The organism is Paenibacillus sp. V4I9 (genome assembly GCF_030817295.1).
In the GTDB taxonomy this organism is placed as follows: Bacteria; Bacillota; Bacilli; order Paenibacillales; family NBRC-103111; genus Paenibacillus_E.
In genome coordinates, this window is the sequence record NZ_JAUSZE010000001.1 from 2555317 (window position 1) to 2567752 (window position 12436).

Annotated in this window: 10 protein-coding genes and 1 other RNA gene; 10 read left to right on the top strand and 1 reads right to left on the bottom strand. The window is 44.7% G+C overall.

The features are described from left to right. Nucleotides 1-44: 44 nt before the first annotated feature. The 9 genes from recO (at nucleotide 45) to rnpB (ending at nucleotide 8741) form a co-directional block, all read left to right on the top strand. Complete coding sequence (gene recO / locus QFZ81_RS11620) at nucleotides 45-794, top strand: DNA repair protein RecO (RefSeq protein ID WP_307602831.1); 750 nt, start codon at nucleotides 45-47, stop codon at nucleotides 792-794. Nucleotides 795-972: 178 nt separating this feature from the next. Continuing rightward, the gene (locus QFZ81_RS11625; protein WP_307602833.1) at nucleotides 973-1788 is read left to right on the top strand and encodes a pyruvate, water dikinase regulatory protein; all 816 of its coding nucleotides are present in this window, start codon (nucleotides 973-975) and stop codon (nucleotides 1786-1788) included. 91 nt (nucleotides 1789-1879) lie between these two features. Next, on the top strand, nucleotides 1880-2344 hold the full coding sequence (locus tag QFZ81_RS11630) for a YaiI/YqxD family protein (protein WP_307444312.1): 465 nt from the start codon (nucleotides 1880-1882) through the stop codon (nucleotides 2342-2344). 49 nt (nucleotides 2345-2393) lie between these two features. Continuing rightward, on the top strand, nucleotides 2394-4241 hold the full coding sequence (gene dnaG / locus QFZ81_RS11635) for a DNA primase (RefSeq protein ID WP_307444311.1): 1848 nt from the start codon (nucleotides 2394-2396) through the stop codon (nucleotides 4239-4241). A gap of 37 nt (nucleotides 4242-4278) precedes the next feature. After that, entirely contained in the window at nucleotides 4279-5394 is a 1116-nt protein-coding gene (rpoD, locus tag QFZ81_RS11640; protein ID WP_028558036.1) for an RNA polymerase sigma factor RpoD, read from the top strand. 113 nt (nucleotides 5395-5507) lie between these two features. After that, nucleotides 5508-6338, top strand: a complete 831-nt coding sequence (locus tag QFZ81_RS11645; protein WP_307602835.1) for a hypothetical protein — start codon at nucleotides 5508-5510, stop codon at nucleotides 6336-6338. Nucleotides 6339-6341: 3 nt separating this feature from the next. Beyond that, entirely contained in the window at nucleotides 6342-7106 is a 765-nt protein-coding gene (locus QFZ81_RS11650; protein WP_307602837.1) for a tRNA (adenine(22)-N(1))-methyltransferase, read from the top strand. Continuing rightward, nucleotides 7082-8191 carry a Nif3-like dinuclear metal center hexameric protein gene (locus QFZ81_RS11655; RefSeq protein ID WP_307602839.1) on the top strand — a complete coding sequence of 370 codons (1110 nt, stop codon included), beginning with the start codon at nucleotides 7082-7084 and terminating at the stop codon, nucleotides 8189-8191. The genes QFZ81_RS11650 and QFZ81_RS11655 overlap by 25 nt, the downstream gene beginning before the upstream one ends. A gap of 132 nt (nucleotides 8192-8323) precedes the next feature. Further along, nucleotides 8324-8741: RNase P RNA component class A (gene rnpB, locus QFZ81_RS11660), an RNA gene on the top strand. A gap of 1039 nt (nucleotides 8742-9780) precedes the next feature. Here the strand turns inward: rnpB and QFZ81_RS11665 are convergent. After that, a complete protein-coding gene (locus QFZ81_RS11665; RefSeq protein ID WP_307602841.1) occupies nucleotides 9781-11691 on the bottom strand; it encodes a S8 family peptidase in 1911 nt (636 codons plus the stop codon). A gap of 172 nt (nucleotides 11692-11863) precedes the next feature. On the opposite strand from QFZ81_RS11665, the gene QFZ81_RS11670 reads away from it, so the two are divergent. Next, complete coding sequence (locus QFZ81_RS11670; protein WP_029195899.1) at nucleotides 11864-12364, top strand: YpuI family protein; 501 nt, start codon at nucleotides 11864-11866, stop codon at nucleotides 12362-12364. The last annotated feature ends 72 nt before the right edge of the window (nucleotides 12365-12436 follow it).

The following is a 12436-nucleotide window of genomic DNA, read 5'->3' on the forward strand; positions in this document are numbered from 1 at the left end:
TCATTAGCGAGTAAGTTCAGAGCGGCATTCATGGGGGAAGTCATTTGCTGCGCAGCGTACAGGGGATTGTACTCCGTAGTATGGACTATGGAGAGGGAAATAAGATCATTAGTTTATTCACCCCCGAGCTGGGTAAGGTTGGTGTCATGGCTCGGGGCGCTAAGAAAGTGAAAAGTCGACATGCCGCCGTTACGCAGCTTTTTACGTACGGCGATTTTGTTTTTTTCAAACAAAGGGGTCAGATGGGGTCCCTGAATAGTGCTGAGATTATCGAAGCCCATCATGCTTTGCGAGAAGATTTACATATGTCTGCACATGCTTCCTATTTGGTGGAGATGACAGACCGGATGCTTGGTGACGAAGAGGGCAGCACTTATATATTTGAGCAGTTGAAAGCTGGACTAATGGCTATTGAAGAGGGCAAGGACATGCAGATCGTCATTCACCTCTATGAAATGAAGATGTTTGATCTAGCCGGTTATCTCCCTGTGACTAATGCTTGTGTCTCCTGTGGAGAAACTTCGGGGATTACGACCTTTAGCCCTGCAATGGGTGGGGCATTATGTGCTCGCTGTCGATACAAAGATACTGCGGCTATTCCGATCGGTGAAGGAGCGCTTAAGCTTCTGAAAATATTTCCTCGCATGGATATGCGCAGACTTGGTGCCGTTCAGGTAAAGGAAGAAACGAAAGTGCAGTTGAAGACCTGTATGCGCGCTTATATGGATATTCATATTGGTGTTCAGTGGAAATCCAGAGGCTTTATTGAACAAATGGAAAAATACAATATATAGTGATCATGTCTAATTTGACATGTGATTTCGGCTTTGATATGATGTGGTGGAAATCACCTCGCCCTTGTGCTGTCCGCATATCGGTGAGGTTTTTCTCATGCTTTCGTTCTGTTTGCGTCTACTTTACATACAAATGACTAATGTAGGGCCTCGTCCCTGCTGAAAGGGGCTTAGGGAAATGGACCACCCACTACCTACTCGTGTATATGTTGTTTCAGATTCAGTTGGTGAAACGGGAGAATCTGTCGTGCGTGCCGCTGCGATGCAGTTTCATCCTGTACCCGTTGAAATTATGAGAGCTCCTTTTATCCATGATTTTGAAGGAATAGATAAAGTCATCAATGCGATTAGAATACATGGCGGTATTGTCGTTTTTACTTTGGTTATTCCTGAATTGCGTGACGATCTCATTGCCAAGGCGAAGGAGTACGATATCCCGCATATTGACTTGCTTGGGCCGGTTGTTGCTACCTTAGGGCTAGCATTACACCAAGAGCCTCGCAGACAACCGGGAATGATTCATCCGCTCGATGAGGATTATTTCAAAAAAGTTGAAGCAGTTGAATTCGCGGTTAAATATGATGACGGTCGTGATTTTAGCGGCATACAAAAAGCGGACATCATCTTATTGGGCGTCTCTCGTACGTCCAAAACACCCTTATCTATGTACTTGGCGCATAAAAGATTTAAAGTCGCTAATGTTCCATTGGTACCTGAAATGCAGCCGCCTGCTGCCATTTATACGGTTCCAAAGGATAAGATAATTGGATTGCGGATCGACCCGGATAAATTGAATGTCATACGCCAAGAACGGCTTCGGACATTAGGGCTTGCAGAAAATGCAACCTACGCCAATGTAGAACGTATTAAAATAGAACTGGCTTTTGCTGACAAAATTATGAGCAAAATCGGTTGCGTCATCTTTGATGTTTCCAACCGTGCCGTTGAGGAGACAGCAAGTTTAATCATGGACCATATCGAACGAGTCCAGTAAGGTTTTATGTTTTCCCTTGCAGGATTTTTTGTAAGTCCATCGTATATAATAGTACGGTGAGATTTCGTTTAGAAAGCAGGGGCTGAACTGTATGCGAGCGAGAAATATTATCGTTGATGCCGATGCTTGTCCTGTAAAATCCGAAATTGAGCAAGCAGGTAGGCAGTTTGGTGTACAAGTTGTGCTAGTTGCTTCTTTCGATCATCGGATGAAGGAGAACCCTGGCGTGAAGGTCGTTCAAGTGGACCGTTCCGATCAATCTGTCGATTTATATATTGCCAATCAGATTCAGCAAGGTGATATTTTGGTGACACAAGATTTTGGACTCGCCGCCTTAGGATTGGCTAAGGGATCTATTTGCTTAACGAATCGAGGGCAGGAATATACCGATAGTTCGATTGATTTCCTATTGGACCGTCGCCACTCATCGGCGAAAATGCGTAGAAGCGGAAAGCATTCGAAGGGGCCAAAACCTTTTACAGAGGCAGATCGTCAAAATTTTCTACATGGTTTGACAAAACTTTTAAAATATTTGCAGGAAATCGAAAACAAGTAGCGAATAGTAATTAGTCGGAAAAGCGACCTGAATTGTAGGTGGAACAAAAATGAGGTACGGACGCATACCTGAAGAGGTCATTGAGGCTGTACTTAAGCGCCATGACATTGTTGATGTCATTGGTAGGCACGTACATTTGAGCAAGCAAGGGCATTATATGAAGGGGCTATGCCCGTTCCACTCTGAGAAAAGTCCTTCTTTCACTGTCACACCCGAAAAACAAATTTATCGTTGTTTTGGTTGTAATGTGGGTGGGAATTTGATTCGATTTGTAATGGAAATCGAAGGACTTAGCTTCTCCGAGGCCGTTAACAAGCTGGCTGAAGAAGCGGATATCCCAATCACTTGGGAAGAAGCAACTGAAGAGCAAAATGAGCAGCAGCAAGAGAAATCAACCTTGTTAAAAGCTTATGATTTTACTGCGAAATTGTATCATTATATTCTTGGCAACACGGAGCAAGGCAAAGTGGCTAAAGGTTATTTGGCCTCAAGAGGAATATCGGATAAGCTGATCGATACCTTCCAAATTGGTTATGCACCGGCCATGTGGGACACACTCGTTCAACAGCTAGATAAACGAGAGTTCGACTTAGCCCTGATGGAGAAGGGCGGTTTAATCTCTGCCAAACATGAAGGTAACGGTTATGTAGATAAATTCCGGGAACGCATCATGTTCCCTATTTGCGACTCTACTGGCAAAGTTATCGCATTCGGAGGCAGATCAATGGGCGATGTGCAGCCCAAATATTTAAATAGTCCGGAATCCATTCTCTTTAATAAAAGTCGGACGATGTACAACCTACATCTGGCTAGACCCAATATGCGTAAGCTTCAACAAGCAGTTCTCTTTGAAGGTTATGTGGATGTCATCAAAGCATGGGAAGCGGGAATAAGTAATGGTGTCGCCACGATGGGGACAGCATTAACGAAGGAACATGCCGCTCTGCTGAACCGTAACGCCGATCAAATCGTCGTATGTTACGACGGAGATAACGCGGGACAATCAGCTGCATTCAAAAGCATTCCTATACTAGAAGAGACAGGCAGCCGAGTCACGGTAGCTATGCTGCCAGATGGCAAGGATCCAGATGATTATGTAAGAAACTATGGTTTTGACCGATTCGTACGGGAGATTATTGAACCAGCCGTACCATCGATGAAATATAAGCTATTGTACATCCGCAAAAATTTTAAGTTGCATGAGGACGGTGACAGACTTCGTTATCTGCAATCCGCTGTGAAATTAATCAGTCATCTTCAATCTCCAATGGAACGTGAACATTATTTGAAACAGTTGGCTTCTGAATTCCCGGAATCTTCGTATGAAGCGATGAAGTTAGACCTTCACGAAATCTTGCTGCAATCGGAAAAAAACCGACCAGAGGGGGATAATAAACCAATTCTGTGGAATAATGTTATGAATAATGGGAGAACAGTGGAACGAACACTCAAAAAAACACCTTCTCTTTTGCCCGCTTATCATAATGCAGAACGGTTAATTTTGGCGGTAATGATGCATGACCGTGACGTCTGCGCACAAGTGGAAGCACAATTAGGTGATCAATTCAATGTTGAAGCTCACGCAGTCTTAGCTGCTTATTTATATGCTTACTACGCTCAGAATGCTGAGCCGGATGCAAGCCGATACATTGCCATGCTGCAAGACGAACAGCTGGAGAGCTTGGCTAGTTCCATTGTAATGATGGGTGCTGGTCATGGAATTAACGAACAAGTGATTGACGACTATATTCGCCAAATTCGCAAAGTTCCAATGCAAGAAGAAGTTGAACGTAAGAAAGAAGAACGAGTTCGTGCTGAACGCGCGGGCGACCATCTTAGAGCTGCACAAATTGCTATTGAAATTATTGCCCTAGAAAAACGATTGAAGTCAACTTAGAATTACTGCAATGACTAGGGAGGAGGGAGTCCGTACCATGGCGAATGATCAGCGTACAGAACTAGAGACAGAATTGACCCTGGACCAGGTGAAAGACCAGCTTATTGAGCAAGGGAAAAAGCGGTCCTCACTAACTTACAAGGATATTATGGAGAAATTAGCTCCCTTTGATCAGGATCCTGAACAAATCGATGAGTTTTTCGAACAGCTTTCGGAGCAAGGGATCGACGTAGGGAACGAATCCGATGAGGATTCTATGAATCCAGAAGAAAATGAGCGCGATGAATTTAACTTCGATGATGATCTGGCCTTACCGCCAGGGATTAAGATTAATGATCCAGTTCGGATGTATTTGAAAGAAATTGGTCGAGTACCGCTTCTTTCCGCGGAAGATGAAGTAGGGTTAGCCAAACGGATTGAAAATGGGGACGAAGAAGCGAAGAGACGTTTAGCAGAAGCTAACCTTAGACTCGTTGTTAGTATCGCCAAAAGGTATGTAGGTCGCGGCATGCTGTTCCTAGATTTGATTCAAGAAGGTAATATGGGGCTTATTAAAGCTGTGGAAAAGTTTGACCATACTAAAGGATATAAGTTTAGTACGTATGCGACTTGGTGGATTCGTCAGGCGATTACCCGTGCCATTGCTGACCAAGCGAGAACGATACGTATTCCGGTACATATGGTCGAAACGATTAATAAACTGATCCGCGTTTCCCGTCAATTGCTGCAAGAATTAGGGCGCGAACCTACGCCGGAAGAGATTGCTAAAGAGATGGATTTGAGCACAGATAAAGTACGTGAAATCATGAAGATTGCACAAGAGCCTGTGTCGTTAGAAACACCGATTGGTGAGGAAGACGATTCCCACTTGGGAGATTTCATTGAGGATCAAGAAGCGTTAGCTCCAGCTGATGCTGCCGCGTATGAGCTTCTGAAGGAACAGCTTGAGGACGTTCTAGATACGTTGACGGAAAGAGAAGAGAATGTACTCCGCTTACGTTTTGGTTTAGATGATGGACGTACACGTACGCTTGAAGAAGTAGGTAAAGTATTCGGTGTTACACGTGAACGGATTCGTCAGATTGAAGCCAAAGCTTTGCGGAAGTTGAGACACCCTAGCCGCAGCAAACGATTAAAGGATTTCTTGGAATAAAGACGCTGTGAGAGGGCCCTGCCATATTCGGCGGGGTCTTTTTTATTTTGAAACTACTACTAAAGCCAAAGGACGAATTCACCGATAAAGTAGCTAGGAAGGTGAGCGAATAAATGGATGCAGAGAAACGTAAATTGATTGTAAAGGAAATCCATCATTGGCGCAGAAGCAAATTGCTTCCTGAGCATTATTGTGATTTCCTAATGAATTTGTATGTGGATGAATCAACGCCTAAACATACTTCATTAATGGGGGTATCCGCATCCTCGGTAGCAAACAGTAATTGGAAAATATGGTTGGCCATCATGGCGGTGATTGCCGCTCTGGCCTTATCTGCTCTTAATTTTAACTCTTTTGGATTGCCAATGCAAATTGGAATTTCCACGCTTTTTGTCATCATTTGTTATGGATTTGCATATCGGCATTATCAGAAAGCACCTGTTATTTCTTATTTGCTCTGTGGTGTTTCTTCGATTGCTTTGCTTTTTGTCGGTCTGTATTTATTAGATTTATACGCTGTGAGTTCTGATAATGCCTATGTTGGTTATTTAGCCTTTTGTAGTAGTATCTGGTTGTTTAATGGGTTGGTAGGCCGAATGGCCATTTTCCAGATATGTGGATGGCTGGGGCTAGTGGGTACATATGGGTGGCTATTACTGCACAAGCTGGAGAGCCCTGGGTGGTTCTCACTTGAAATTAGTTGGATTCCGGTTAGTATTGTACTTATATGGATGGCTTGGCTTGCGCATCATACGAATAAGCAAGCAGCTAGTGTGCTGTTGTTAGTTGGAAGTATCGTTTGGTTTGCTCCTGAAGCGATGACGTTTCTGACAGATGTCGATATGAGCTCTCGTCTCATTCAATTATCGTTTACAGGAAAGTTAGTTTCTGCAGGCGTGGCATTATTTTTGCTGCGTAAAAAATGGGTAGAGTGGGTAATGTAACATATGGTGAAATTATCGAAAAGACTGCAAATGATTGCAGATCGAGTTCCATTAGGATCAAAGGTAGCGGACATTGGTTCCGATCATGCCCTATTGCCAACGTATTTGGCACAACAGGGTATTATTTTGTTTGCTGTGGCTGGCGAGGTGAATCCAGGGCCTTTTGAAGCGGCAACTCGGCAGGTTCTTGAAAGTGGATTGTCTAAGAAAATCAGTGTAAGATCCGGTGATGGACTCGCCGTTATTGATGCTGGAGAAGTGAATGTCATTACGATTGCCGGAATGGGCGGAAGTTTGATGGCAAGTATATTGGAAGCTGGAAAGCATAAGCTGCAAGGCGTCACTCATCTTATTTTGCAGCCCAATGTCGGTGAAGATCATGTGCGGCGTTGGTTGCTGCAGCAGGGCTGGAAGCTAGAATCCGAAACGATTCTAGAGGAAGACGGCAAGATTTATGAGATTTTGACAGCCATAGCTGTGCCGGATGAGGAAAAACATACTTTGGGGGTTCTTTACGCTGAACGTCAGCTGCCAGGTGGGGTAAGGGTATCGAAGGAACGCTTGCTCCAAATGGGGCCTTACTTCATCAACGAGGCTCCAGAAGTATGGTTCACCAAGTGGGAAAGCGAACTGAAAAAGCTCGCCATGATTGAAGAGCAGCTCCAATTGTCTTCAGCAGAAGCGTCTGTAGCGAAGGCGGAGCAGGTCGGTCAAGAAATGAAGGAAATAAAGGAGGTACTCGCTTGTTTGCAAAAGGTCAAACCGTAATCCAGCTGTTTGAACAGCTGGCGCCGAAGCATTATGCGATGCCTGATGATAAAATAGGTTTACAGCTAGGGTCTTTGCAGAAGGAAATCCATAAGGTCCTCGTAGCCTTGGATGTCACCGATGAAGTGGTTGAAGAAGCGATTCAGCAAGGTGCTAATCTCATTATTGCTCATCATGCGATTATTTTCAGACCGCTCGCTCATCTGCAAACGGATACGCCTGCTGGTCGTTTATATGAAAAATTAATTAAGCACGACATCGCTGTCTATATTGCTCATACGAATTTGGATGTGGCTGAGGGCGGCGTGAACGATATGATGGCGGATAAGCTCGGTTTGACGGAGCTTACTCATCTAGAGGATGTGCACACGGAGAAGCTGCAGAAGCTGGTTGTTTTCGTCCCTGAGACGCATCACCAGGCTGTGCTGGATGCCCTTTTCACCGCGGGAGCGGGTGGAATCGGGCAGTACAGCCACTGCAGCTTCAACATCCCCGGAACGGGGACGTTCCTGCCGCAGGAAGGGACGCACCCGTTTATCGGGGAAGTAGGCAAGCTTGAACGCGTACAGGAAGTACGCGTAGAGACCATCGTAACCGCCAGCGTCCAGCGCAAGGCGGTTCAGGCTCTAATGAAGGCCCACCCCTACGAGGAGGTGGCCTATGACCTCTACCCGATGGACCTCAAGGGTAGAGTGTTCGGTTTGGGCCGCGTGGGCAAGCTGCCCGCGGCCACGACGCTTCGCGAGCTAACGGAGCTCGCGAAGCAGGTGTTCGACGTGCCGACGGTGCGCGTCGTCGGAGATTTGGAACGGCCCATCCGTAAGGTGGCCGTTCTGGGGGGCTCTGGCGGCCGCTATATGCGGCACGCCTTGGTTGCAGGCGCCGATGTGCTGGTCACCGGCGACATCGACTATCACACCGCGCACGATGCGCTTGCGGCGGGTTTGACTTTGATCGACGTTGGACATAACGTCGAGAAGATCATGAAGCGCGGCGTGGCCGATTATCTCGCCGCGCAGTTGGTCAAGACGGACACGCAGGTGCTGGCTTCCGAGGTGGATACAGAACCATTCCAGTTTCTGTAGAGTAGGGTGGAGGGTTCTCGCACAGTCGATTATTTGCAGCCTTGATAACTTCATGACTTGCAAATGGTATTTGAGGAAACGATCAGCAGTTGTATTTCAAAGGCATTCTTAGTATACTAGCAAATGCACCGGAAAGTTTGACAGACAATCGCTGGCTGTGGGTAAGCCACAGCGAGAGGAAAGTCCGGGCTCCATAAGGCAGGGTGCTGGATAACGTCCAGTCAACGCGAGTTGAAGGATAGGGCCACAGAAATGGACCGCCGATGGTTTCCCGCAAGGGATTCACAGGCAAGGGTGGAACCGTGGTGTAAGAGACCACGAGGTTCTATGGTGACATAGATCCTGGTAAACCCCACTTGGAGCAAGACCTAGAGGAACGCAAGCCGCTTTCGAGGTGGCAGTCTTAGCCTGAGACGCGTTCGGGTTGGTCGCTTGAGCTGTACAGCAATGTATGGCCTAGATAGATGATTGTCACTTCAATGGTGGCAGGGGACAGACGCCCGCTATGACCACTGGAAGTACAGAACCCGGCTTACGGCAAACTTTCCATACTGTCGGTTACCCGCAAGGCTTAGGCCTTGCGGGTATTTAATTTTTCTGGAAGAAAAATAAGAATCTCCAAAAGTTTCTATTTCCACAAAAAGTGGCTAAAGTGGTGGAATAAGAGTCCCTACTGACTCCTAATTGGTACCGAGATCAGCCTTTTTAGATAAATTCATGCAAATAAGAGCCTATAGAAGCTTCTATTTTCACAAAAAGTGGGCAATGAGGCGGAATAAGAGTCCCTAAAGACTCCTAATTGGTACTGAGATCAGCTTTTTAGATAAATTCATGCAAATAAGAGCCTATAGAAGCTTCTATTTTCGCAAAAAGTAGCTAAAGTGGCGGAATAAGAGTCCCTAAAGACTCTTAATTGGTACTGAGATCAGCTTTTTTAGATAAATTTATGCAAATACGAGTCTCCAGAAGCTTCTATTTTCGCAAAAAGTGGCTAAAGTGGTGGAATAAGAGTCCCTATAGACTTTTAATTGATACTGAGATCAGCTTTTTTGATAAATTCATGCCATTAGAGCCTATAGAAGCTTCTATTTTCACAAAAAGTGGCTAAATAAGAGTCCCTTGAGACCCTTATTTAACTTTAGTGAAGAGTACCGATTATTGATTCCCCGCAAAATGCTGTATTTATCGTACAAGAATTAGCACGTACATTTGGTCAATTAGCAAGATCAAGCAGTAAAAGTAAATCGTTCAAAGGGCTGCGTCAAAGTGAATTTACCCTGCTTACTACCGTCTCTTACTACACGAGCGCTTATACTTCTGGCATCAAGATTTCAGGGCTCAGCCGTGCCCTCGAAATGACTCCGGGCCGGAGCGACCCATCTCGTGGGTGCTCTTGAACAAGCCGGTTATCTGGAGAGGCTATCTGATCTCCGCAGATCGTAGAATTGTTCTTGTACGTTCCACTCCAAAAGGTGAGGAGCAGATCAAAGAAACGGAAGCTTTGATATATTCAAAGGGCTTGCGGAACATTAGGTGAGCATGATACCAAAAAAAGGTTGATCAGCACAGAGGCTGACCAACCTTTTACTTTAGTAGGCATACTTTTTCGTAATGAGATGTATTTGACGAGATAAACTTTGCGAAAAGTAAGAAACCTGATTCGAGCTTTGTTCGGCCATTTTTACAGCTTTCACGACATCTATTAATCCGAAGCCGAAATATTTGTCTCTACCTTTTGTACCAAGGTCTTGAGCGGTTTGTCTAATGATTTCGTAAACCTCCGTGTTTTTCAAACTAGGATTCGTAGAACGAACCAAGGCTGCCAAAGCAGTGACATGAGGGCTAGCCATTGATGTACCCGATAACGCCGCATATTGATTATTAGGATACGTACTTGCGATACTGACACCAGGGGCCGTCACGGCAATATAGTCGCCATAATTCGAAAAGGGTGCCTTGTTATTTTGGGAATCACTCGCGGCTACAGCTAACACTTCCGGATAAGCGGCTGGATAGCCAGGTCTTTCTGTATTGTCGTTGCCGCTCGCCGCGATGAGTGCCACATCTTTATTGTAGGCATATCGGATGGCGTCGTGGAGAAAGCTTGAATCCGCATAATTGCCAAGGCTGAGATTCATGACTTTAGCGCCATGGTCGGCAGCCCAAATGATACCTTGAGCGACAGAATAGGTACTGCCTGCTCCTGTTTGGTCCAAAACTTTGACTGGTAATACTTTATTATACCATGTCATACCTGCAACACCCAGATTGTTGTTAACTAATGCAGAAATAACACCAGTGACATGTGTACCATGTCCAACATCATCTTGCGGGTTGTCATTATCACTAATGACATTATAGCCAGGTAAAAGTTGATTGCGCAGATCAGGGTGCTTCAAGTCAACACCTGTGTCCACAACTGCGACAATTACATCTTTCGTACCACGTGTTAATTGCCAACCCTGAACAGTCTCGATAAGGGGCAAGTTCCATTGATATTTACTGAATAAATTATCATTCGGCATAAAATTAGCCGATATATCTGACGGGGTCGAGGCTCCCGTATCTGTTTGACTGGAATCATCTTTATTTTCATCTTCTTCTTGATCGTCATAATAATCATTTGTTAAGTAGAGGAAATGAGGCTCCACATAGGCTACATCCCATTTTTTGAAATAAGCCATTAATGCTTTGGCTTCCATGCCCTGCGTGCGAAATACATACGTATATCCAAGCTTTTGAGCGGAAATGGCTTTTATTTCGTTTTTGATTTGTGTAAGCTGAGCCTCCGTGGGATCCTGCTTGAAGCGGACGACGACTTCATTTTGATGATAGTGGCTTGTTCCTTGGTTATCCTCAGGATGATCAACGACTTTATCTTGTAAAGTGTCCGTATCCACTGACTCAACTTTCCAACGATTTTCATTAGGGTAAGGTTCCAGGCGTAAGTTTTTCATCTGGTGATCTGTTACTTGATGAAGAACATCCTGATGAATAACACCTACTACCGAGCTGTCCCTATTGGTTGAAGGAGTGCCCTGAACGAAATAAGTTTGCTGCGCCGCGCCAAATTTAGGTGATTGATAATGTTTTCCTTCATCGACGGCTGTTTTAGCTTCTTTCAAATAGGAGGTGGCTTGTTCTTTATAAGAACTTGGCATTTCACCTACTGTAATCCCTTTTTCCAACGGTTGACTTTGCTTCGACCAAATAAGCACATCCATTTTTTCATGCTCAGTTTTCATTTCGCCAAGCACTTTTAACACAGGCTCTCCACTATCAATCTTGCTAAGCATTCGCGAATAATCAATGGAACATTGGCTTCTACATAGATCATCGGTCAATTTCACGTCCTGCTCCAACAGCGCGAGCTTGGATGTTGTTTCATACTTTTTACTGTACACTTCCGGTCCTGGTTTCGTCTGGGGGTTCGGTTGCTCAGGAAATAGGATGACACCTAAACCAAGAATAAGAGTAATAGAAGATAGATAACGCCACATGCTCAGGCCCTCCTTTTTAACTAACTTGTTTTCAAGTGACGAAACGATTTACCTTTGACTAGGGTGAGGCGCGGAGGATTGTTTTATACATGGAAACTGGAGTTTTGCATATACCACTTCGGGTTAATTTATGGTAGGATAGGAATAGCGCAATTATAGGAGGTCTTCATAAATGGCTGTTTTTAATGTGAAAAATATTTGTGATTCAACGCGTACGAAGTTAAAAGAAACAACTGCCAAAATGGAACTGTTTCTGAATCAAAATTCGCTCGCACAGTTAAATGTGGAGAATGATCCTGCTATGGATGAGTTTTACCGCGGTTATTTGCAGGATACTCGCCATCTATTAGTATTTTGTGAAGTGGCCTATGAGAAATTGGGCGTTAGCTTGAGACGTCCTACTTTTAATGTAGATTTTTCGGAAAAAGTACTGTATGAGGTTTATCATACATGCGTCAATACATTTTTCTACCCTAAAAATGAATGCTATTCCGAGGATGGTCGCTACGCTTATACAGGACAAGATGCTATTCGTTTCCGCAAAAAGCCTTCACGTGAAGTGCGTGATTTGACGATTGAGTTGTCCAAAGTATTCGAGGAACTTCGTGAAGATCTGTCTTACTATGAAACAGACTACATCACTCAACGTCGTATGCAAGGCGAAAAAGTATAATTTTAATCGAATTGGCAAATACAAGAAGGGATGCGACTAAAAGCGCATCCTTTTTCTTTTAAAAGGAGACTT

Excerpts from the sequence above, each read along its gene's own strand:
- QFZ81_RS11630 (WP_307444312.1), top strand. The coding sequence starts at position 1,880 with ATGCGAGCGAGAAATATTATCGTTGATGCCGATGCTTGTCCTGTAAAA.
- QFZ81_RS11650 (WP_307602837.1), top strand. The coding sequence starts at position 6,342 with ATGGTGAAATTATCGAAAAGACTGCAAATGATTGCAGATCGAGTTCCA.
- QFZ81_RS11670 (WP_029195899.1), top strand. The coding sequence starts at position 11,864 with ATGGCTGTTTTTAATGTGAAAAATATTTGTGATTCAACGCGTACGAAG.
- QFZ81_RS11665 (WP_307602841.1), bottom strand. The coding sequence starts at position 11,691 with ATGTGGCGTTATCTATCTTCTATTACTCTTATTCTTGGTTTAGGTGTC.
- dnaG (WP_307444311.1), top strand. The coding sequence starts at position 2,394 with ATGAGGTACGGACGCATACCTGAAGAGGTCATTGAGGCTGTACTTAAG.
- QFZ81_RS11625 (WP_307602833.1), top strand. The coding sequence starts at position 973 with ATGGACCACCCACTACCTACTCGTGTATATGTTGTTTCAGATTCAGTT.
- rpoD (WP_028558036.1), top strand. The coding sequence starts at position 4,279 with ATGGCGAATGATCAGCGTACAGAACTAGAGACAGAATTGACCCTGGAC.
- QFZ81_RS11645 (WP_307602835.1), top strand. The coding sequence starts at position 5,508 with ATGGATGCAGAGAAACGTAAATTGATTGTAAAGGAAATCCATCATTGG.